Annotated in this window: 24 protein-coding genes and 1 pseudogene; 5 read left to right on the top strand and 20 right to left on the bottom strand. The window is 41.1% G+C overall.

The genetic code is table 11. The features are described 5' to 3' along the window. Window positions 1–7: 7 nt before the first annotated feature. The 11 genes from HYG93_RS12980 to HYG93_RS19445 all read right to left on the bottom strand — a co-directional run bounded on the left by HYG93_RS12980 (window position 8) and on the right by HYG93_RS19445 (window position 8593). A complete protein-coding gene (locus tag HYG93_RS12980) occupies window positions 8–943 on the bottom strand; it encodes an Abi family protein (RefSeq protein ID WP_079281686.1) in 936 nt (311 codons plus the stop codon). A 221-nt stretch (window positions 944–1164) separates the two neighbouring features. After that, complete coding sequence (locus HYG93_RS12975) at window positions 1165–2103, bottom strand: endonuclease NucS domain-containing protein (RefSeq protein WP_120364882.1); 939 nt, start codon at window positions 2101–2103, stop codon at window positions 1165–1167. Then, window positions 2103–3335: a restriction endonuclease subunit S gene (locus HYG93_RS12970; protein WP_120364881.1), complete on the bottom strand. Its 1233-nt coding sequence runs from the start codon at window positions 3333–3335 to the stop codon at window positions 2103–2105. Before HYG93_RS12970 ends, HYG93_RS12975 begins: the two co-directional genes overlap by 1 nt. After that, the gene (locus HYG93_RS12965) at window positions 3325–4848 is read right to left on the bottom strand and encodes a type I restriction-modification system subunit M (RefSeq protein WP_120364880.1); all 1524 of its coding nucleotides are present in this window, start codon (window positions 4846–4848) and stop codon (window positions 3325–3327) included. The genes HYG93_RS12970 and HYG93_RS12965 overlap by 11 nt, the downstream gene beginning before the upstream one ends. Next, entirely contained in the window at window positions 4848–5468 is a 621-nt protein-coding gene (locus HYG93_RS12960; RefSeq protein WP_057104322.1) for a restriction endonuclease subunit S, read from the bottom strand. The genes HYG93_RS12965 and HYG93_RS12960 overlap by 1 nt, the downstream gene beginning before the upstream one ends. A gap of 45 nt (window positions 5469–5513) precedes the next feature. Continuing rightward, window positions 5514–5804: a hypothetical protein gene (locus HYG93_RS12955; RefSeq protein WP_057081899.1), complete on the bottom strand. Its 291-nt coding sequence runs from the start codon at window positions 5802–5804 to the stop codon at window positions 5514–5516. A 210-nt stretch (window positions 5805–6014) separates the two neighbouring features. Beyond that, on the bottom strand, window positions 6015–6227 hold the full coding sequence (locus HYG93_RS12950; RefSeq protein ID WP_057081898.1) for a helix-turn-helix domain-containing protein: 213 nt from the start codon (window positions 6225–6227) through the stop codon (window positions 6015–6017). 48 nt (window positions 6228–6275) lie between these two features. Beyond that, window positions 6276–6926: an IS5 family transposase gene (locus HYG93_RS19245; protein ID WP_198114842.1), complete on the bottom strand. Its 651-nt coding sequence runs from the start codon at window positions 6924–6926 to the stop codon at window positions 6276–6278. A 239-nt stretch (window positions 6927–7165) separates the two neighbouring features. After that, window positions 7166–7681: a YkgB family protein gene (locus tag HYG93_RS12935; protein WP_004911234.1), complete on the bottom strand. Its 516-nt coding sequence runs from the start codon at window positions 7679–7681 to the stop codon at window positions 7166–7168. 137 nt (window positions 7682–7818) lie between these two features. Beyond that, window positions 7819–8373, bottom strand: coding sequence for a carboxymuconolactone decarboxylase family protein (locus tag HYG93_RS12930; protein ID WP_000088799.1), 555 nt, complete (start codon window positions 8371–8373; stop codon window positions 7819–7821). A gap of 58 nt (window positions 8374–8431) precedes the next feature. Further along, window positions 8432–8593 carry a peptide-methionine (S)-S-oxide reductase gene (locus tag HYG93_RS19445; RefSeq protein WP_223290059.1) on the bottom strand — a complete coding sequence of 54 codons (162 nt, stop codon included), beginning with the start codon at window positions 8591–8593 and terminating at the stop codon, window positions 8432–8434. A gap of 868 nt (window positions 8594–9461) precedes the next feature. Here HYG93_RS19445 and HYG93_RS12920 point away from each other — a divergent pair. Further along, complete coding sequence (locus HYG93_RS12920) at window positions 9462–10748, top strand: GAF domain-containing protein (protein WP_000257537.1); 1287 nt, start codon at window positions 9462–9464, stop codon at window positions 10746–10748. A gap of 69 nt (window positions 10749–10817) precedes the next feature. Here the strand turns inward: HYG93_RS12920 and HYG93_RS19685 are convergent, their stop codons facing one another. Then, window positions 10818–10994 (bottom strand): hypothetical protein, encoded by a 177-nt coding sequence (locus HYG93_RS19685; RefSeq protein WP_153310265.1) that lies wholly within the window; start codon window positions 10992–10994, stop codon window positions 10818–10820. A 371-nt stretch (window positions 10995–11365) separates the two neighbouring features. Between HYG93_RS19685 and HYG93_RS12910 the strand changes: the two genes are divergently transcribed. Further along, window positions 11366–12343 carry a sensor domain-containing diguanylate cyclase gene (locus HYG93_RS12910; protein WP_002119794.1) on the top strand — a complete coding sequence of 326 codons (978 nt, stop codon included), beginning with the start codon at window positions 11366–11368 and terminating at the stop codon, window positions 12341–12343. Between the two features lie 219 nt (window positions 12344–12562). Here HYG93_RS12910 and HYG93_RS12905 read toward each other — a convergent pair whose 3' ends face one another. Genes HYG93_RS12905 through HYG93_RS12880 form a run of 6 tightly spaced genes read right to left on the bottom strand, consistent with a single transcriptional unit; the run spans window position 12563 to window position 15840 of the window. Further along, window positions 12563–13225 carry a peptide-methionine (S)-S-oxide reductase gene (locus HYG93_RS12905; RefSeq protein WP_001281573.1) on the bottom strand — a complete coding sequence of 221 codons (663 nt, stop codon included), beginning with the start codon at window positions 13223–13225 and terminating at the stop codon, window positions 12563–12565. A gap of 9 nt (window positions 13226–13234) precedes the next feature. After that, window positions 13235–14509 carry an acetyl-CoA C-acetyltransferase gene (locus HYG93_RS12900; protein WP_000857678.1) on the bottom strand — a complete coding sequence of 425 codons (1275 nt, stop codon included), beginning with the start codon at window positions 14507–14509 and terminating at the stop codon, window positions 13235–13237. After that, on the bottom strand, window positions 14506–14814 hold the full coding sequence (locus HYG93_RS12895) for an antibiotic biosynthesis monooxygenase (RefSeq protein WP_002122973.1): 309 nt from the start codon (window positions 14812–14814) through the stop codon (window positions 14506–14508). The genes HYG93_RS12900 and HYG93_RS12895 overlap by 4 nt, the downstream gene beginning before the upstream one ends. Before the next feature lie 50 nt (window positions 14815–14864). Further along, the gene (locus HYG93_RS12890) at window positions 14865–15110 is read right to left on the bottom strand and encodes a glutaredoxin family protein (protein WP_025467194.1); all 246 of its coding nucleotides are present in this window, start codon (window positions 15108–15110) and stop codon (window positions 14865–14867) included. 21 nt (window positions 15111–15131) lie between these two features. Continuing rightward, window positions 15132–15572, bottom strand: coding sequence for a peptide-methionine (R)-S-oxide reductase MsrB (gene msrB, locus HYG93_RS12885; protein WP_000483554.1), 441 nt, complete (start codon window positions 15570–15572; stop codon window positions 15132–15134). A 31-nt stretch (window positions 15573–15603) separates the two neighbouring features. Continuing rightward, the gene (locus tag HYG93_RS12880) at window positions 15604–15840 is read right to left on the bottom strand and encodes a glutaredoxin (protein WP_009499586.1); all 237 of its coding nucleotides are present in this window, start codon (window positions 15838–15840) and stop codon (window positions 15604–15606) included. A gap of 86 nt (window positions 15841–15926) precedes the next feature. Between HYG93_RS12880 and HYG93_RS12875 the strand changes: the two genes are divergently transcribed. Next, a protein-coding gene (locus tag HYG93_RS12875; RefSeq protein ID WP_103800267.1) for an IS4 family transposase occupies window positions 15927–17017 on the top strand; the annotation gives its coding sequence in 2 pieces (ribosomal slippage) (window positions 15927–16467 and window positions 16467–17017; 1092 coding nt in all). 39 nt (window positions 17018–17056) lie between these two features. Here the strand turns inward: HYG93_RS12875 and msrA are convergent. Continuing rightward, window positions 17057–17545, bottom strand: a complete 489-nt coding sequence (gene msrA / locus HYG93_RS12870) for a peptide-methionine (S)-S-oxide reductase MsrA (protein WP_087528566.1) — start codon at window positions 17543–17545, stop codon at window positions 17057–17059. 122 nt (window positions 17546–17667) lie between these two features. Here msrA and HYG93_RS12865 point away from each other — a divergent pair, with 122 nt between their 5' ends. Beyond that, entirely contained in the window at window positions 17668–18603 is a 936-nt protein-coding gene (locus tag HYG93_RS12865) for an AraC family transcriptional regulator (RefSeq protein WP_087528567.1), read from the top strand. 2 nt (window positions 18604–18605) lie between these two features. After that, window positions 18606–19346 carry a hypothetical protein gene (locus tag HYG93_RS12860; RefSeq protein ID WP_087528568.1) on the top strand — a complete coding sequence of 247 codons (741 nt, stop codon included), beginning with the start codon at window positions 18606–18608 and terminating at the stop codon, window positions 19344–19346. Window positions 19347–19869: 523 nt separating this feature from the next. On the opposite strand, the pseudogene HYG93_RS12855 reads toward HYG93_RS12860, so the two are convergent. Then, window positions 19870–20049 (bottom strand): annotated as a pseudogene (locus HYG93_RS12855) (ATP-binding protein); the annotation flags it as partial. Window positions 20050–20168: the final 119 nt, after the last annotated feature.

Raw genomic sequence — 20168 nt, 5'->3', positions numbered from 1 at the left:
TTTTGGTTTAGTTCATCCAATAGTCTTCATCTTTCTCTAACCAATTTTCATCAAAACCATAAAATTTCAATAATTCATTTGGACATTTCTTTAATACTGCTTCAATGCGCTCTAACCAATCATATTCATGATTAAACTCCTTTAAGAACAGGAATAAAATACAGATATAATTATAGAGTTGATGCTGGGTCTTTAGAGGAGCTTTTTTACCCTGTTTAGGCGGAAAGGCAAATGTTCTGTTAAATAAACGCCCTTGATGCGCACAGACATTGCGTAAGTAGGTCAGCGCATGTAACCATGACTCCAATAACTCTGGTGACAAGTCAAACTGTTTTGAAACCTGTTTACGATCTTTACTCTGCACCAAATGCTCATATAACTTAGACCATGAGCCTAAAGGTAAAACCTCAGCAATCATCCAACATGGCGGGTATTCTGGTGTGTCATAAGCCTGATAATAATGATGTATGAAAGTTTCTCTGAGCTTTTCTTTTTCACTACCAGCATCTGCTTTTTTAGCAGTAAATTGCTTAATCTTGCCCAAAAAATCTTGATGTTTAAATTGATCAGAGCTTTGGAACAAATTTTCATCTAAGAACCAATGAGAGCTATTATACTTAATCGATAATTCATGATTAATAACATTTCTTACTTCGACTTCAATACGGTCTATTGCCGCTAAAATCAGACTACGTAATTCAGCATCAATCATACTCATATGAATTAAAGTAACTAACTCAACATTAGGCTGATATGTACTTAACCTTTTGCCAGTTTCATCATATTGTCGAAAAGCCAGTCCATAGCCTTTTAATCGGTAATAGCTGATCTGTTTAAGGTGGCGTAGTGCAGCTGTCTGATCTGTAATCTTTAGACCATCAGATTCTAACTTTTGTAATAATTCTGGGTATGTTTTTGGGTCTTTTGAAAAAGTTTTAGTCATAAAAAAACCCACACTGGTACGCTTAAATCAGAGGCGCTGTGGGTGTTGTTAAACATATTATGCTTACCCATAGCCGAAATTGCAAGATGCTTTTGTAAATTCAATAAGAATATACGTATTTGTGGTGTTACATTTTCTTTATAAAGAAAATCAAAAAATAGCACCAACATATTAAATTTCAAATACTTTTTCAAAAACCCCCCCTTTAATTTTAAGCAAATCTAGTGCTTAAGCAGCTTAAAACTCAACTGATAACGATAAAACTCAATATTCTGAGCCACACTCAAAGCACGACGAATTTTTAAGTCATCTTCTAGTGCGATGATGACACCCTTAACTTGCTGATCCGCCTCAGCCAACTCATCTTTGACATAGCCCATATAGCGTTGAATTTGCCCTACAACACGATCACTTGCTCGACCACGCTTTAGCTCCACAACAAGCAAGGTCTTTTTATCCTTACTGATTGCCAAAATGTCGATAGGACCAGTATCCGATGGATACTGCTGACCAACCAATTGACCATCTTCGGTATAGATGTTGTATGTTGCACCCAACTCAGTTTTAGACCAATTCTCTACCAAGAAATGTTCTAAATGCTTTTCTAAAGCAAAAGCGGCGGGGTCTTCGACCACTTCATCAGGTTCGAGATGCTCAACCGTTTCTTTGCCATTAATGAGCGATTTAAGCTCTTCTGCATACTTGGTTAGATTACAAACTGTACCGACTGATCCCGATGAGTTCTTTAGCTCTTGAGACATCAGTTCTCTAGGTAAAGTTTGTTCAAACCATTCGACTTTTCTACGATGGCTTAGTTCACCAGAAGGCACGTAGTAATAGTCTGAAATGACTTTACCAACTAAGTAATGACCATCCCCACGAGGTGTAAGGATAATGTCACCCTGTTTAATGCCTTTGCAGATGGTGTGTAACATGCCACAGGCTAAGCCTGCTGAAATTTTGGTTTTATCAGGTAAGGCTTCAAGATAGACAGGAATAAAACGGTGATTAAACTCACGCCAATCATCAGGTAAGTCATGTGTTAAGTCTTGGTCAATGTTCCAGTTGGCGGCAATAAAGCCGCCTTCTAGAAACTCTTGAGCAAATACAGACTTTGCACCCGCCATAATGCGGTAGTAGCTAGGATTGATTTGCAGCATTAGGCAGCCACCTTGACACGTTTTTTACCTGTCAAAAGTTGTTGCATGAGTGCTTTTTTCTCTTGCTTTAAGTAATCAAGTTTTTTCTGCAAGGTTTTAATTTCTTGATCTGAAAGCGTTAGAATTTCGGCAATCTTTTTTTGCTCTGCAATCGTTGGCAATTTTAATATTAACTTCATTAATTGATTTTTAGACAAGTTGTAACGTGTTGCACCTTGCCCAAGAATCGATATTTGCTTTCTAATATTACTGCTGCGCAGAATATAAGCTGCAAACTGAGGAAGTAAAACTTTAAAATTATTCAATCTAAAACCAAAACAAAAGGAGTTAAGATATAGTCTTTCTACTTCTTCCAATAAAACTGATGACATACCAACTTCTTCAGCAGTTTCGGAAGATGTTGTAAAAAATATATCTCCATACCTTACAGAGTTCTGATTTTCATCTTCTTTAACAACCACGTAATCGACTTGATTAATATCAATTCGACTATTTTTGAAGATATTCATGTAAGTGATGTATGGAACACCACTTCCAAAATCATCTTTAGTTTTACCCGTCAGCCCTGTAAAAGTATTTCCTAGATTTCCAAGTGAATACTCATTCCACCCTTCGCTAAAATTAACCCCATTTTCATCTAACAAACGCTTCTTACCCGTCAACAACTGTTGCATTAACGCTTTTTTCTGCTGTTGGCTATTTTCAATCAGTTTTTCAGTAGCCGAAATTGCTTGATCCCAAGTTGAAAGGATTTGGGCGATTTTTTCCTGCTCAAAATAAGGAGGTACAAGTACAGGAATTGATTTGACAATTGATCCACTCAAATTTTCCTGACTACCACTATTCGACATATCTCGAATGTTTTCATATTGGTAGATCAAAAATTGATAGTAGTAATCTACGCAATAATCAGAAGATAGAATAATTGCAGCACAAGCCTGATTCGTAGAAGCTTCAATCCCTAACTTTGCAACTTGCCCTCTAGTCTTACCTTGCCCATACATTGCCATTAAAATGGTATTTATTGGAAATAGCTTGGCAGAAGAATTTGTTAAACCTTCTTTAGTAATTTTTTCAGCACTATCTAAAATAGTTTTAAACTGAACTTCAGCCGTTGTTACCCATGGAATATCACCATTCCAATATGCTTGTTCTTTTCTGCTTGGAGTTCCTCCAGAGGATACTGTTGCAATATCACCTATAGTCTTAATTTTCCATTCTTTAGGCACCATAACCCAACTCCTCTAAATACTTTGCTATTTGAACTTCAAGCTCAGCAAGTTGAGTCTTTAATTGCTCACGCTCAGCACGTACAGCAACCAAATCAATCTCTTCTTCCTCTTCAAAAGTATCCACATAACGAGGAATATTCAGGTTGTAATCGTTGTCTTTCACTTCCTGCAAAGTCGCTAAATACGCATACTTATCAATACTTTCACGAGCACGATAGGTTGCAATAATCTTGGCAATATTCTCTTCAGTTAAATTGTTTTGATTTTTACCTGACTTAAACTCACGGCTTGCATCAATAAACAAAACAGAATCATCAGACTTTTGCTTTTTGAAAATTAAAATCGCAGCAGGAATACCCGTACCGTAGAACAGCTTTTCAGGTAAACCAATCACCGCATCTAATAAGTTCTCGTTAATCAACTTCTCACGAATCTTACCTTCAGATGAGCCACGGAATAACACGCCATGTGGAACCACAACGCCCATACGACCCGTAACAGGTTTTAGCGTCTCAATCATGTGAGAGATAAAGGCATAATCACCTTTGGTCTTTGGCGGCAAACCACGACGGAAACGATCAAACTTATCATTTTCAGCTTGCTCATAACCCCATTTATCTAATGAGAATGGCGGGTTTGCAGTCACAATATCAAATAACATCAAGTCGCCATTTTTATCCAATAACTTTGGATTACGAATGGTATCTCCCCACTCAATTTTGTGGTTATCTTCACCATGCAAGAACATGTTCATCTTGGCTAATGACCAAGTTGAACCAATCGCTTCTTGCCCATAAAGTGCATATTCTTTGCTATCGTGATTCGCTACAACTTTACGACCACACTTCATCAACAGTGAACCAGAACCACAGGCAGGGTCACAAATGCTGTCGCCTTTTTGTGGATCAAGTAACTCCGCAATTAAGTCCGATACTTCAGGTGGCGTATAGAATTCACCTGCCTTTTGACCACCACTCGCAGCAAAGTTTTTAATCAAAAACTCATAACCGTTACCAATCACATCAAGTGAACCCACACGGCTTGGTTTTAAATCTAAATCAGGCACAGCAAATACTTCTAAAAGATCTTTTAGAATCGTATTTTTTTGCTTTTCTTCACCCAATTTATCGGTATTAAACGAGATATCTTGGAAAACACTTTTGCCTACATCTTTCAGCTTTGTACCATTGGCTTCTTCAAGTGCATGTAAAGCCATATCAATACGTTCACCATTGCCGGGCTCAAAACGATGCTCAAGCAAGGTATAGAAATTAGATTCACGAGGCAGTACAAAACGCTCATTTTTCATCATTTCTTCAATCAGTTCAGGTTCATCACCATATTCGTTTTTATAATTGTCGTAGTGGTCTTGCCATACATCAGAGATGTACTTTAAGAACAGCATTGTCAAAATATAGTCTTTATAGGTATCTGCACTCACCGTGCCACGGAATACATCACATGCCGACCAAAGGGCTTTATTGACGGTATCTTGGTTGATTTGAGTAACCATTATTTGTTTCCTTGGAGCAGTTGTTTAAACATGCCCATCATCATTTGTTCACGATTTTTAAGTAATTGTTGGGTCAAGATCTGCTCTTGCTCCCAAATACGGTTTAATTCGATTATGCGTTGCTGAATATCCAAGCTAGGGATTTCAACTTCAAACTGGTTGACTGTAGATACGCTAAGCATTGGCATCTTAGAGCCCTGACTTTCTTTCCGTAACTCGTATTGCACATGAGGTTGGTTTAAGTACCAGCATAAGTATTCAGGCACTACATTTTGATTTGGCATTATTATCAAAAACTGGCTACTCACAATTAAGGGTAATGCTTTTGATTGATCTTGATTGCCTACAAAATAATGTGCCTTGAGATACTCTCCACGACAGGGCAGCAACACAGACTCAGGCGACACGATTGCGTTATCTTTACCTTGCCAATCAATTTGCGGTAAAGCATCTGCAAAAAGCGTATAACTACATGTATCCGTTGCTATGTTACGAATGTCTTTGATCTGCAATACGTGGGCATTGCCAGACTCAACTTCCTCGATCTTTTCTCGAAATGTAAAGCCTGTACGAATCTCTGTAAGGTCGCTCAGTTTTAAGAATCTCTTTAACTTTGCCATAAATATTTACTCAGAAAGGGATTGAGCCATCCTTGGCTCACATATTTAAGAAGCTTTGCCTAAGTTTTCTTTAAGCCAAGTAGTAACATCTTTCATTCCCTTTGAATCAAGGTTGTACCAAGCTGCCTCATTTTGTAAGCGAGTCACTAATAAGCCATCATTACCATCCATGACTTTGAATAATTCCTCTGCAATTTGTGATGGTGTTTTTTCAGAGACAATTAACCAACATGACTCCAGTGGATGACACCAATTGCCTAGAGACCTAATTTTTTCATAAAGCTCATCATAGTTACGTTGTTTACGCAGGTCATAATTGATCTGATATACTTTCATTTGTTCTGAACTCCTAATATTTAGTCGTGTTAATGGTTTTGAACTCGATGACAGGCGGCCACCTGTCATCCTTATTTTTTGCAGTAGAACATCTATTCAAACCAGCTAAATAGCATATTATGTTGCTGATAGTACTATGTCAATTAAAATTACAGTAGATTATCTACGTTTTTTATTTAATTTATAACCTTTTGTTAAATAATTAATTTTCTAAAAGTTCGGTAATAAGTGTTGAGGATGAATCTTCAATATTTTTGCAATCTCATATAGTTTTTCGACAGTTAGATTTACTTCCCCACGCTCAATTCTTCCCATGTAGCTCCTATCTATAGAGCACTGTAGGGCCAAGAACTCTTGAGTCATGTTTAACTCTATTCTTTTATTACGGATTAATTTCCCAATTTTTATAGATAATTCTGACATGTTCGGCGTCAACTATCTTGGCCGGTTCGCGTCAATTATGATGGCCGGTTAGGTTTTCTCATTTTTCCTACTTCCAGCTTGTTTTAACTGATGTTGTTTTCGATAGCTTTCTCCTTCTAATTCTATAATTGTCGCGTGGTGGATCAGCCGATCTATGGCCGCTACCGTCATCATGCTGTCTGGGAAGATCTGATCCCATGCACTAAACGGGTGATTGGCTGTGATGATCAGGCTACCGCTTTCATATCGATGCGCGATAAATTCAAACAGTACCTGGGTTTCTGCATCGGTTTTTTTCACATAACCAATGTCATTTATCTGACCACCCGATATTTCAAAATAAACGGGAAGCCCACCGCTATCTACAGCGAGATGAATTTTTGTAGAACTCCCACCCCGACTTTTTCCTATCGCTTCATCTGAACTGCTTGCGGCTCCGCTACTGTCTTGATGCGCTTTGACAATACTTCCATCAATAAACAACCATTCTGGATCATTATCGGACGATATGCTTTGAAACCATTTTTGTAACACACCTTTCTTTGACCAAAGGTTAAAGCGCTTAAATACAGAGTTCCAACGACCGAATCTTTCAGGCAAATCTCGCCACTGAATGCCTGTGCGCATACGATAAAGTATGCCTTCCAGTGTATTTCGGTGTTCATATTTATTGTAAACACGCCCTGTCTCTTTAAGTATTTGCTTTAGGGCTTCCTAGGCGTTATCTGTTAGCATTGTCCTTGGCATAGCAACGTCCGTTCTCGGTGGTATTTTTGATTTTTGGCGAAACCATTATACCTTGTTGCTATGCCGTTCATTTTTCACTCAAAGATCAACAGCCTCTAGTAAGGCACGTACTTGAAGCACTTAAAAGATAAAAATAAAGGCTCTCTAATGTGTTTAGGAGCCATCTAACTTATAGTTGTTTCGGGTGAGGCTTATTTGTTTTTGTGCTCCAGTGCTGTAAGTGATGTACCTACGATAAATATAGACACGACAAACAAGCCTAAATCTTTTAGCAAAAACTGGCCAGGAACCACAGAGATCGCAGGAAACCCAAGAGATGCCTCAAAAACACCGGGTGTAGTCAGCATGAACGACAATGTCGTAAAAAAGAGTCCGGTTGAAAGTACACCGCCCAAGATTGCGAGCTTAGGGGAGAAAACTCGTGCAGCGATTAACAGGCCAACTGAAATTTCAAGCACACCCAGAAAATTTGAGAATCCTTGAATGCTGAGGAAGCTATACATCCACGAAAGCAGAGGGCTATTACTAACAAAACCATGTATACCGTTTGCTTCGTAGCTAGTGAATTTCATGCCACCAAACCACAAATATATTATCGTCATGGCAACGTAGATGCCACCTATACCAAACTTAGTGATTTTTGCACCGAGATTATTACTAAGGGTATTGGTAGTCTGGACACCATTTTCAATTTCGGGAATAGTCATCTTATATCTCCAATTATTTTTAGCCATGTGGACTCACTCTATGTAGCCCACTAAAATGATATGACTCTTGAGAAAAACTATATGTTTACTCGAGTCGAACCTAACTTAGGTAATTGCTGTAGTTGAGCACCAATGGATTAGACATCAATGCCTAGTGGTTGAACGGCCGGGAAGTCGACCTCGGTCTGTGTCACTTCGTTAACGTAGTTAGTGAAAGTGTTCAGGGCAACAGCCAACAGAATATCCACTACATGTGCATCACTGTAGCCAGCGTTCAGCACCGCTTGGACCTGGTCATTGCTGACTTGCCCGCGCTGGCGGACTACGGCGGCAGCAAAACGCACGGCTGCGTCGGCCTTAGGGTCATTTGATGCACCGCTGCGGTTGGCAGTGAGTTCAGCATCATCAAGCTTGGCCACCTTACGGCCTAGGAAGGAATGGGCAGCAAGGCAATAATCGCAGCCGTTGATCTCAGCGACGGCTAGGGCAATACGCTCAAGAGTCGCTGTACCCAAGCCGCCCTGTGCTGATGCTGCGCTCAATTGCAGGTAGCCAGTCAGCGCAGCAGGGCTGTTGGCAACGACGCGGAACATGTTAGGAACGCGGCCCAGTTGTTTTTCCACAGCCTTGAGTGAGGTATGGGTAGCAGTAGGCGCGGCGTCGATTGTGGTAGGGGTGTTCAAACGTGACATAAATTTCTCCTAGTGATTTGAAAGACAGCACGCTGTATTGGCGTGGAATAAATTGTATTTAAGAAGGTTCTGCTTGATAATCCGTTGCTATCAGACAGCTCATCTTCACGTCTTGCGCAGTCGCCATTTCAGTGCCACTACACACCTTCGTTGACGTCACGCCGTCCTGATTTCTAAGGAGGTCTTCGAGACTCCAAAAACACCCTCCGGCAACGATCACATTATTTATTTTTCATAAAGCCTCCTTGGTTTTTATCTATTTACTAATGGAACTGAATTTACAGCATGTAAAATAGATATAACATGCTCAATAGTTCGTATAATGTGACTTATTAGACAGTTTACGTAGGGGCTATGTATGGATGCAGACTTTGGATATCAGATTAAAAGAGTTGTGAAATTAAGGGTTCACGAAAAACTGCAAATATAGGGCAAATCAGATTGTCTATACCCATAATTTAGAGCGCCCGAGCATCAGGAACTCACTGAAAGCAGACGTTTCTGAAAATAAACAAGGCACAGCGCTTGAAAATTTCGAGACATCAACGTTTTGCCAAAAGGCTAAAAATGCGTGCACTACTCATTTCGCATTTAAAGAGAGCATCGGTTATTAGGCAATAACGATGTGGCCAAAATTTGTCGACCACTACACTATCTCGTAAACGAGTTTGATAGACGTCAACTAGTACGTATTTTTAGTGTAAGGTCATATTAATGCACGATGCTAAACTCTGCTGTGAGCTAGGTAGGATGTATAAATACCATAAATATTTCAATGCTTTACTTTTTAAAGCTCAAGTGAGTTACTCAGTTCCGACTGTTGGTGGCAGATTTGGAATCTCGCGATTTGTCTTAAATGTCAGCCAAGCAAGTCTCTCGCTAATAAAGTGTTGACTATCCCTGACAAAGTAACAATTTCTTGCCATAATCAGACTTAAGCACTTTACTTAGAGTGTATGTGCGCCGCTTAATGCATCAATGCTGCTAATTCCCTGATTGACATCAATCACTTTGTTTCCTGTTTGATACTCTGAGATAAACAAGATCGAATGATGCAAAAGGGGACTATTTAAATACTGAGGGAACAAATGGCAGTAGATTTGAGCATAGAAACCGCTCTGCTCCTAGAGCGCTGGCAAGGCATTGTAAACTCGATGGCTCAAGTCGCGGAAGTGCCTTGTGTGCTGATTAATCGATTAGATAAAAACGAAATTTGTCAGGCTGTTGGCAGTGTGTCAGTACCAACTTTTTATTGCGGTGAACCTGTTCCATTGGCACTTAACACTTATTGTTCCCAAGTCATTTCCAGTAACCAGCCATTACTAGTTGAAAATGCAATCGGTACCCGATATGAAAACAATAACCCAACATTTGCAGCAGGCTTTAGTTATTACTATGGCCTGCCATTGCTTTGGCCTAGCGGAAAAACTTTCGGTACTTTGTGTATGTTGGACTTTTCAAGCCCAGATCGGGCATCACAACACTGTTCCTTACTCACACTTTTTAAGCAGGCCATTGAATACGATTTACAGATGCTTCAACAACAGCAAGATCTGCTAAAGCGTGAGCAACAAGCAGACAAAAAATTTATACAACTATTCAATGAGATGTCAAATAGGATAAGACCGGTAACTAATAATAAGTTGCTTCAATCTGAGTTGTTTGTACTTTTGACAAGCCAATACCAATACTGGCATCAGGAACTGGATAAGCAGCTTAATCAAACCGTCCTGACTGATGAAAACTCCATTCATATAGCGGCACTGGTTCGAATTTGGTCAAATTTGTTGGCGATTGCCCATGAAACAGAATGGTTGAGAGCTACGGCAGTTCTAGAACCTTATAGTTGTGATGCTGTTGCGTCACTGGTCAATGCAACTCCATTATTAGAACAAGCAGTGTATAAAACAGCGCTGACCCTTGGTGCTGATCTCGTTTTGAGGAGTCATTTGCCTAATCCACTGTTACTAAGTGGGAAACCAGAGTTATGGTCTCTGATAGGACTAGCTATCACGAGCTTTTTAGTTGTTGGCGCCAGCGGTACAAGTATAACTATTTTTGTCAGTAACCGATTAAAAGGTAAGTACAGAGTTTTGGAATGGTCCCTTCTTGTAAAAGGCCAGACGATGCCGCTGCGTTTTACCCGCGATAATCAAGCGCTTTATGGTTTTGCAACAGTATGTGCCGAGTTAGCGGGTGCTGTTCTTGAATCTGGTGAGTGGCAATTAACTGAGAGTCTTCAGCAACAGAGTCGTTATCTCAACTCAAATCGTGATCACGTTGACGACATTGAAAGCAGGAATGCTTCAAGAACTGCTAATGGCATAACCAGGCTTATCTGCTTATCGATACCGGTGATGGGAGACGATTTATAAACACTCAGCGATGATCAGCGAAGTTGTGTTTTAGTTTTCTTGTTGGCACTACATCCGGTATGGCGGCCTTTAATCTGAGAGTGACACTTGGGATAACTGAAAAACTGGCTGTGATTCTGCTGAACGGAGCTTGGTGCTAAGCATGTTGGCGTCATTCAAAGCAAGGTCAACACTGCTATTAACGTTTACGATTATCTGACGGACGTGCTGCTGCGCGTCAACCAACATCCAGTAAGCAAGGTACATGAACTAATGCCGAAGTTACGGAAAGCTCAGTTCGAAAGCGCATTACAGCGTTCAGCTCTATTTAGCAATCCCGATGCTTCGGTAAAATAAGCCACGGAAAATGCTCCGGAGGCCGCATGCACACTAAATAGATGACGTTAGACGAAGAGTTGGATTTAAACGAGCAAATTATAGAGCCTGCGACCGGAAAAGCCAAAAGTTTATAAATACAGCTAAAACTCAAATCAAGCAGGCGAATATTGTACAAAACAATACCATTGCTACAGAGATAACTTCAAGTCTGACAGATCTATGCTAGAGTTAAATCAACGATTTAATTCATTTTTCTATGCAGGATCTTTGAAAAATGCAGTAGAAAAACGGAGAAGTACATGACCTTTAGTTTAGCTCAAACAGCTAGTGCAGAAACCACACTAAAAGCACCTGCTGAAGCAGATCAGAACCTGCGGGATATCACTGAACTGGCGTGTTATATCTGTGATGCACCAGTGGCTATGGTGACGCGAACCGATGACACAAAGCTGAATCTAATTGCAAAAGTTGGTATTTCGCGTACCTCTGTATTAATTAAAGAGTCCTTTTGCGTGTATGCAATGGAAACACCTGATGCGGTAATGGTGGTCCCTGACGCTACTTTAGATCACAGATTCAGTACCAATGCTATGGTGATTTCAGGACCTGGCTACCGATTTTATGCTGGCTCGCCGCTGATTGATCCCGAAGGTGCAGTGATTGGTACTATTTGTGTCTATGATCATGTTCCTAAGCAGCTGAACCAGCGGCAGATAAGCTCTTTGCAGGCTCTGTCCAGACAAGTGATCGCCATACTGGAGCTGAAAAAAGTCGGCGAACAATTACATAATACCAGCATGACGGATGCGCTGACAGGGGTGAACAACAGAAGAGCTTTTGACCTCAAGTTTGAAGCTGAATTTGCTCGCTGGCAAAGAACAGGACAATCTTTTGTACTGGCATTGATTGATATTGATCACTTTAAGAGTTTTAACGACAGCTATGGTCATGCCGCAGGAGATGAGGCACTGAGTCAAGTCGCGGCTCTGTTTCAGCGCCATAGCAGGAACTATGACTTTTTCGCCCGTTATGGTGGTGAAGAGTTTGTGCTGATCCTGCCAGGCACAGACACAGCGTCCGCAAATAAAACACTGGAAAAGTTAAGGCTGGTAGTGGCTAACCATGAGTGGTTATTACGACAATTAACGGTCAGCATAGGTTTGGCCAGCGCTGATTTATTTGACGACAAAAAGCAGTTGCTCGAAGTCGCCGATCAGATGTTATACAAAGCTAAAACCCAAGGCCGCAATCAAACCAGTGTGTTCGCCACACTGTAAGAGATCTGTTCATGCTGCGCTGATCTCAAGACCTCATAAAAACTGAGGTCTTGCTTCGGTCGATAAGCTGGTCTGATATTGGCATTATTTATTCCTTTCAAATACATGGGTAATGCGACTTACACAGATTTTTTATGCTCTCTTGGACTCCATGTGAAGGAGATCGTCACATTCTTTACATATAGAAAATAGAGTTCTTTAGCCAGCTGCAATTTCAGATTAACCGATTCGGTAAGCTTTCTGCATTTCCGGAGACAACTTTTTTAGCCAGCTTGAGAGACTGAAGCCTTTTCTATCGGTACTATTTAATTTAGTAAAATACAGATGTTCATCCCAGCGAGGACCGAAATCTACTTCTGCAAGACTTACAAGCTGTTTGTTTCTGCGAAGACGATGCTTTTGATGGTAATCTTCGGCGGGCCAAAAATAACCATTTTGTTCTCCGGCCTCAATCACCTCGGGAGATTTCTCCTTTCCAATCGCTTGAATCAGTTCTTCAGCTACTTGTTTTTGCTCCAGATCAAAAACAAAAAGTATCTGGCGATACTGGCCCTGCTTTCTACCATGAACAGACCATGATTCAAAACTTCCAAGAAGTTCCCTGTAGCTGATTTGGTCTTTATCGTAGATCACTCTGACGACTTCGGCGTGTCCGTTGATGTTGCGGTAACTCGGATCCAGAGTTGATGCTCCAGCGTAGCCAACACGTGTTTGCACTACTCCCTGCGTCCCTCCAAAATTAGAATCCGGTCCCCAAAAGCAACCCATGCCGAAAACCGTTTGACTAAGCTTCCCGATTTTCAATGCTTCTTCGATTGCTTCAGGGGTTGCAAATTCATAGCTTTCAACACCGTCTTCTTTATTCATTTTTAGATCCGACATATTTTTCTCCTAACTTTCAAGAATTGTAGCCACTCCCATTCCTCCCGCCGTGCAAACGACGATAAGGCCACGTTTTCCAGGACCAGCTGAGTGCAGTATCTTTGCTAAAACTCCGACGATCTTAGCGCCAGTAGCCGCAAACGGATGCCCAAGGGCAATGCTACTTCCACGGACATTTAGCTTCGAGCGGTCAATTTTTCCGAGAGGCTCTGATCGTCCCAAACGTGTTTTGCAGTATTCAGCAGACTCCCACGCCTTCATCGTGCAGAGCACTTGTCCAGCGAACGCCTCGTGAATTTCGTAAAAATCAAAATCCTGAAGCTTTAAGCCGTTTCGCTTCAATAATTCACTGACCGCCACAGTTGGAGCCATGAGCAAACCTTCGCCAGCGACGTAATCCACGGCAGAAGTATGAGAATCCACAATCTTGGCCAACAGCGGCCAATTATTCTTTTTAGCCTCTTCTTCGGAAGCCAAAAGAACGGTGGATGAGCCATCTGTGAGCGAGCTTGAATTTCCCGCCGTCAAAGTCCCTTTTTCTGATTTATCAAAAACAGGTTTTAACTTCGACAATTTTTCCAAAGTTGTATCAGCACGCAAAATTCCATCGGTCTTATTTCCTTGGAATGGAAAGACGAGATCATCATAAAACCCATCTTTATATGCTTGAGCTGCATTTCTGTGACTTGCCAGCGCTAACTCATCTTGCTCTTGGCGAGAAATATTCCACTCTTTAACCATGAGTTCGCAATGCTCACCCATTGATTTTCCGGTGCGTGGCTCAACCACTGCGGGCAACACTGGCTTTAGATCGCTAGGTTTAATTCCTAAAATGATTTTTACTTTCTCACCAAGCGTTCTGGCAGAATTCAACGCAATCAATTTTCTTGCGAAAGTTCGACTAACCATAATGGGCAAATCGCTGTTGCTATCAACACCGCCCGCAATGCCACTTTCAATTTGGTGGCTAGAAATTTTGTGAGCAATCTGAATCGTATTTTCCAAGCTCGTTCCGCAAGCACGTTGCACGTTATATGCCGGAGTGTTTGGATGCAAACCGGAGGATTGAACGACTTCACGAGCCAAATTCCAGTTAGCCGAGCTGTGCATGACAGCTCCTAAGGCTACATCGCCCACAGTTTTTCCTTCCAAGTTATATCTATCAACTAAACTCTTTAGGCTCGCCGTCATTAGTTCTTCACTTGAGACGTCTCGATATGCGGTCATAGATTTCATAAATGGAATCCGAGCTCCACCTACGATATAAACGTTTCTCGTTTTCATAATTTCACCTCCGGCTTTGTGTGCCGTTCAAAAACTTCTCCGACCTTCACGTCGTACGATTCAAAAATGTAGTCTTTGCCAAGCATCTTGGCTTTTTTGTGTTCGGGATGCTTATCCCAAGCATCGAAAGCTTCTCTGGTAAGGAACTCGACAATTAGAACATCTTCACCGTTAGGAGAAGAAAACCGCTCATGGCTTCCGTAACCAGGAATGGCTTCGACAAGCGCGGACATCTCGGCGTATCTTCTTTCAAACTCCCCACCGTGCTCCTTGGCAACACGACTGCGGAAAACTGCTATAATCATTGATCTGTATCCTTACTAAGCTAATTACAATCCTCAAAAAAAAGATCTCGTTATTTCATCGAAGCTTCCAACCACTTGTCGAGATCCTTGAACTTGGGGTTTCTCAGCTTCTTTGTCCCAACCAGTATTGTCGGGAAATTTAACTTTCCAGTAGTATAAAGGGATCGCAGTTCATCAGCTGCCGCGTCGTCTTCGTGAACATCTAAAAAATCAAACTCGATTCCTTTTTCTTTCAAGTACGACTGGTAAATCTTGGTTTTGTGGCAGTCCTTATGACCGAACAGCTTAATCCCCACGACCCCCTCCATTTTCTAAAATTACTCTACAAACTTCAACGACTCCGAGTTGATGCAGAATCGAGCCCCAGAGGGCTCAGGACCATCTGGAAAAACGTGCCCTAAGTGGGCTTCGCACACATTGCATAGCACTTCGATTCTTCGTCCGTAAGTCGTGTCCAGTTCATATTGAATTACGTTGTCGGCGACGGGCTCAGAAAAACTCGGCCAACCTGTTCCCGAATCAAACTTAACGTTCGAATCAAACAGTTCAGTGTCGCAGCCCGCGCAGGCATACCGTCCTGCCTCATAAAATGAACAGAGTTCCCCAGTGTGAGGGCGCTCGGTGCCTTTCTTCCGCATGACATTAAATTGAGCGGGTGTCAGAATTTTTTTCCACTCTTCCTCGCTCTTTTCTACTTTTCTAGGAGGAGCGGGAGTGCCGTTATCGAGATAGTTGTTAATGCTTTCCCAGTTGAACATAAATTTGCTCCTTTATTTTTGGGTTTGTTCTTTAGCTATCAATCCACGCGAAGAAGTCAGTCGCGCTACCAATGAATTTTCCATCCACAAAAACTTGCGGAACAGTTTGAAGGTTGGTTTTTTTCTTCAACTCATCATAAGTCTTGGGATCGTCATCCACGCGAATTTGTTTAAAATCAACTTTTTCAGAAGTTAAGTACTCCTTCACGCGTTTACTAAACGGACAATGGTCTTTTGTGTAGATGACAACGTTCTTAAGTTCTTTCATTTTTTCCTCTTTCGTCTCTGTACACGACAAAAATAGATAACTCATTGAAATAATGTCACAATAATTGTTTTCTAACGACGAATACTATGACACATCTCAATGAGTTATATCTTATCTTAAACAAATATCTAAAATGGAACAAGTCACATTTAAAGTGCTTTGCGCTCATCATGCTTGTGATTATTTTAAAGCAAACATGTAATCTTTCTTCTGCATCTAAAGCCTTGCCCATCAAGTGCTTACCACAATCATTTTATCGACGTATGCAGCGCTTCTTTGCAGGTCAGTATTTCGATTATCGTCAAATTTCTCAGTTGATTTTCAATATATTTTCATTCGACAAAGTGCAACTGACTTTAGATAGAACCAATTGGAAATGGGGAAAACGAAATATTAATATCCTGATGCTCGCGATCGTTTATCGTGGAATAGCGATACCTATCGTTTGGACATTACTTAATAAACGTGGAAATTCAGATACAAAAGAGCGTATTGCTTTGATTCAACGCTTTATCTCCATTTTTGGTAAAGACCGTATTGTGAATGTGTTCGCAGACAGAGAGTTTATCGGTGAGCAGTGGTTTACATGGTTAATTGAACAAGACATCAACTTCTGCATTCGTGTTAAAAAAACTTTATTGTCACCAATCATTTAGGAAAGAATCATAAAATCAGTGATTTATTTCGCCATCTTCAAGTTGGTCAAATTGAATGTCGTAAACGACGGATTTTGGTTGGTCGAGTGAAACTATATATAAGTGCACTACAGTTAGAAAATGGAGAACTTTTACTCGTCGTTTCTCCTCAGTTTAATGCCAATTCTATTCAGGATTATGCATTACGCTGGGAAATTGAAACCTTATTCAGTTGTCTCAAAGGACGCGGGTTTAATCTTGAAAATACTCGTTTAACAGACCCTAGACGAGTCAAGAAATTGATAGCAGTGCTAGCTATCGGTTTCTGTTGGTGCTATTTAACAGGTGAATGGCAACATGATCAAAAAAAAGTGATAAAAATAAAGAAGCATGGACGACTCTCAATGAGTTTATTTCGCTATGGTTTAGACTATGTTCAAATGGCGATTCAGCGTTTAATTGGTTTTGGGAAAAAAGAAGAGTTTAAGGAAATTTTGGCAATTTTAAGAAGGCAGAAGCCTGATAGGATAAGGGTTCTGTGAAATTTGTCGTGTACAGAGCTCTTTCGTTTGATTCATGGTTTAATCTCTCTCAAAATGGCACGTGTACCCGTGGGGATTCTTCTTCAAATAGTTTTGGTGATACTCCTCAGCGTCATAAAACTCTTTTTCCAAGGCTACCGTCGTGACCACGGGATTCTCGAAGCGACCGATCTCATTGACCTCATCAATCACGTTTTCGATAATCGCTTTCTGTGCATCGTCACGATAGAACGCTGCCGAGCGATACGAAGTGCCAACATCATTTCCTTGGCGATTCTTCGTAGTCGGATCATGGATTTTGAAAAAGTAATGTAGAATCTCTTCGAGAGATATTTCGTCTTGGTCGTATTCCACGCGAACCGCTTCGGCGTGCCCCGTTTTCCCTGTTATAATATCGGCGTAGGTAGGATCATCAAAATCTCCGCCAGAGTAGCCCACCTTCGTTGACGTCACACCGTCCAGACTCCTAAGGAGGTCTTCGAGACCCCAAAAACACCCTCCGGCAACGATCACATAATTTAGTTTCATAAAGCCTCCTTGGTTTTTATCTATTTACTGATTAAACTGACTTTACAGCATGTATAATAGATATAACATGCCCAGTAGTTCGTATAATGTGACTTATTAGACAGTTTGCGTAGGAGCTAAGTATGGATGTTCTCAGTGAGATTTTAGATAAGGTAGAGCTTACTAGTAGCTACTGGTATAGAACATCATTTGCAGGAGACTGGGGCATCAGTCTCCCGCAGGAAGAGAATCTAGCGAGATTTCACATCGTGACCCATGGCGAGTTTTGGTACGAGGTGCCAAAACTTAAACTTAAGGCTTTGGCGGAGCAAGGCGATATTTTGATTTTATTCAAAGGGATGGAGCACACCATGACCAGTGCACCAAAAATCAAGGCCGAGCCCGCGGTCGAATTTAGATCCAAGGCCAACCTCACTGAAACTCAAGTTCTGGAATATGGTGATCAGAGCAAGCTCAAAGCAAACGTCGTTTGCGGACATTTTTGTTTTGATGGCGGACCCGATCATCCATTCTTAAATTCGCTGCCAAACGTCGTGCATATCAAGAGTACTGAGAACTCCCACTCGCCTTGGCTTACCATGCTTTTAAGTATTATAGAGCAGGAAGCAAAATCAGGGCTTCCTGGAAGCAACACGCTAGTCAGGAAGCTGACCGAAATTATCTTCGTGCAAGCGTTAAGAATTCACATGTACAAATCCAACAAAAATGTAGGATTTTTCAAATTGATCGAAGATCCGCAACTCAGCAAATCCTTGGAAGCTATCCATCATAGTCTCGATAAAAAATGGGGTCTTGACGATCTCGCTGAGATTGCTGGAATGTCGCGTACGAACTACAGCGTTAAGTTTAAGAAACTGTCTGGCATGACACCTCTTGATTATTTAACCTATTGTCGGCTTGAAAAAGCGAAGCAGCTGCTTAAAGAAACCGGTAAATCTGTTCCTGAAGTGAGTGAAGCCATTGGGTATCCGGCACATGAACACTTTCAAAAGTTGTTTAAGAAAAAAATTGGCAAAACTCCTAGCGCGTACAGAAAAGAAAATTCTGAAAAGGTGTAAAAATGAATATCTATAACTCTCCTGTTACCAAAATAGCTTTCTGGGTCATAGTCATTGGTGGTGCGGCTTGCCTGCTTATCCCTTTGTTTGCACCTCTTCTTCCGCTGCAATATTTGAAAGGTTATGGCGAAATAGGAGATGCTTTTGGAGGTATTTCGAACCCATTCGTACAGATACTAGGTTCAGTAGTTCTGTTTTTAGCGCTGAAAGCCCAGATTGATGCGAATAGAATCCTTCATCAGCAAATCGAAAAAGAAAACACGAAGGAGCAACTAAGGCACGAGTTAGATCAACTTCACGAACTTTATATGTTCGTCGAAAGAAACATCAAAAATTTTAGTTACGATCAAGAAAAGACCGTTGATGGCAAGACGCAAATGATCCTTCTGTATTCTCGACGTGCGATTAAATGTTTCATTGAGGATCTAGAGAGCTTAGATGTTGATATTCACAAAGATGACGACATTTTAAGGTTCGACGGGGTTAAAGAAATTATGAGCATTTTGAACAGCGTTGACCTATATTTCGACAAAATCAAAGACAGCGAGATTGCACCTTATCATAAGAGTTTTTATAAAACGCTTATGCAGCACGAACTTCTCTTCAGCGTTTTTCCTTATCAAGATCTCGACAATCAAGCGTACCTAAAACAAGAGCATTGCCCAGAGTGTGGTGAATATCATGCAAATTATCCGCCACTGATTTATGACCGGTTACAGAAAATTAAAAAAAGTTTCTCCTGATGTATTATGGATATTTATTCGGTATCGGTCCTACCAAAAAGCTATTTGTAGTATCTCGAGTACGTGCTGTGGTGTAGTAATTCCAATCTTAGAAAACTCAAAGCTTATTCTGAAACTATCGGAATTGTCGGTTGGGTGAGACTTAGTCGCCCCGTAAAGCCTTATCGGGGCGGCAAAGATAACTTTTTATATCACTGCTATTGATGACGTCCTTTGTTTACTAAAGTTGTAAGCCCTTATTCTTTGTTTTAGACCTTCAACCACTCCGGGCTTGTCACTAGGAGAGTCCCCTTGGCTAACCTTAGCCGTCAGATCGTATTCAGCGATTTCTAGCCGGTCCCCCTGAATCATTTTACGCCAACCGTTCCACAACTTAGGGTCAAGCTCTTCGGTACGCCAACCATCGGTCGGTTCGCTCCGACTCGCTAAAGCCAGATCCCTGATTTGGTTCTGGAGCGTTAGATCGTCAATCATTGTTCGGCGTCAACTATCTTGGCCGGTTCGCGTCAATTATGATGGCCGGTTAGGTTTTCTCATTTTTCCTACTTCCAGCTTGTTTTAACTGATGTTGTTTTCGATAGCTTTCTCCTTCTAATTCTATAATTGTCGCGTGGTGGATCAGCCGATCTATGGCCGCTACCGTCATCATGCTGTCTGGGAAGATCTGATCCCATGCACTAAACGGGTGATTGGCTGTGATGATATGTGCTGAATTAGCAGGAGACTTTCACTTGGGATATGCTAGGCAGCTAACCGATAAAAGTTCTCTGCTATTTGATTTGGCGTTTTAAAATCCAAACTCTTTTGAATTCTTCGCTGATT

It is taken from the genome of Acinetobacter sp. SwsAc6 (assembly GCF_013391565.1).
Classification (GTDB): domain Bacteria; phylum Pseudomonadota; class Gammaproteobacteria; order Pseudomonadales; family Moraxellaceae; genus Acinetobacter; species Acinetobacter cumulans.
The sequence above is the reverse complement of the archived record's forward strand: the minus strand, read 5'-3'. Positions and strand labels throughout refer to the sequence as shown.

Excerpts from the sequence above, each read along its gene's own strand:
- HYG93_RS12955 (WP_057081899.1), bottom strand. The coding sequence starts at position 5,804 with ATGAAAGTATATCAGATCAATTATGACCTGCGTAAACAACGTAACTAT.
- HYG93_RS12905 (WP_001281573.1), bottom strand. The coding sequence starts at position 13,225 with ATGTCGGATCTAAAAATGAATAAAGAAGACGGTGTTGAAAGCTATGAA.
- HYG93_RS12920 (WP_000257537.1), top strand. The coding sequence starts at position 9,462 with ATGGCAGTAGATTTGAGCATAGAAACCGCTCTGCTCCTAGAGCGCTGG.
- msrB (WP_000483554.1), bottom strand. The coding sequence starts at position 15,572 with ATGTTCAACTGGGAAAGCATTAACAACTATCTCGATAACGGCACTCCC.
- HYG93_RS12880 (WP_009499586.1), bottom strand. The coding sequence starts at position 15,840 with ATGAAAGAACTTAAGAACGTTGTCATCTACACAAAAGACCATTGTCCG.
- HYG93_RS12965 (WP_120364880.1), bottom strand. The coding sequence starts at position 4,848 with ATGGTTACTCAAATCAACCAAGATACCGTCAATAAAGCCCTTTGGTCG.
- HYG93_RS12960 (WP_057104322.1), bottom strand. The coding sequence starts at position 5,468 with ATGGCAAAGTTAAAGAGATTCTTAAAACTGAGCGACCTTACAGAGATT.
- HYG93_RS12950 (WP_057081898.1), bottom strand. The coding sequence starts at position 6,227 with ATGTCAGAATTATCTATAAAAATTGGGAAATTAATCCGTAATAAAAGA.
- HYG93_RS12975 (WP_120364882.1), bottom strand. The coding sequence starts at position 2,103 with ATGCTGCAAATCAATCCTAGCTACTACCGCATTATGGCGGGTGCAAAG.
- msrA (WP_087528566.1), bottom strand. The coding sequence starts at position 17,545 with ATGAAACTAAATTATGTGATCGTTGCCGGAGGGTGTTTTTGGGGTCTC.
- HYG93_RS12895 (WP_002122973.1), bottom strand. The coding sequence starts at position 14,814 with ATGATTATAGCAGTTTTCCGCAGTCGTGTTGCCAAGGAGCACGGTGGG.
- HYG93_RS12860 (WP_087528568.1), top strand. The coding sequence starts at position 18,606 with ATGAATATCTATAACTCTCCTGTTACCAAAATAGCTTTCTGGGTCATA.
- HYG93_RS12970 (WP_120364881.1), bottom strand. The coding sequence starts at position 3,335 with ATGGTGCCTAAAGAATGGAAAATTAAGACTATAGGTGATATTGCAACA.
- HYG93_RS12865 (WP_087528567.1), top strand. The coding sequence starts at position 17,668 with ATGGATGTTCTCAGTGAGATTTTAGATAAGGTAGAGCTTACTAGTAGC.
- HYG93_RS12910 (WP_002119794.1), top strand. The coding sequence starts at position 11,366 with ATGACCTTTAGTTTAGCTCAAACAGCTAGTGCAGAAACCACACTAAAA.
- HYG93_RS12900 (WP_000857678.1), bottom strand. The coding sequence starts at position 14,509 with ATGAAAACGAGAAACGTTTATATCGTAGGTGGAGCTCGGATTCCATTT.
- HYG93_RS12930 (WP_000088799.1), bottom strand. The coding sequence starts at position 8,373 with ATGTCACGTTTGAACACCCCTACCACAATCGACGCCGCGCCTACTGCT.
- HYG93_RS12980 (WP_079281686.1), bottom strand. The coding sequence starts at position 943 with ATGACTAAAACTTTTTCAAAAGACCCAAAAACATACCCAGAATTATTA.
- HYG93_RS12935 (WP_004911234.1), bottom strand. The coding sequence starts at position 7,681 with ATGACTATTCCCGAAATTGAAAATGGTGTCCAGACTACCAATACCCTT.
- HYG93_RS19685 (WP_153310265.1), bottom strand. The coding sequence starts at position 10,994 with ATGTACCTTGCTTACTGGATGTTGGTTGACGCGCAGCAGCACGTCCGT.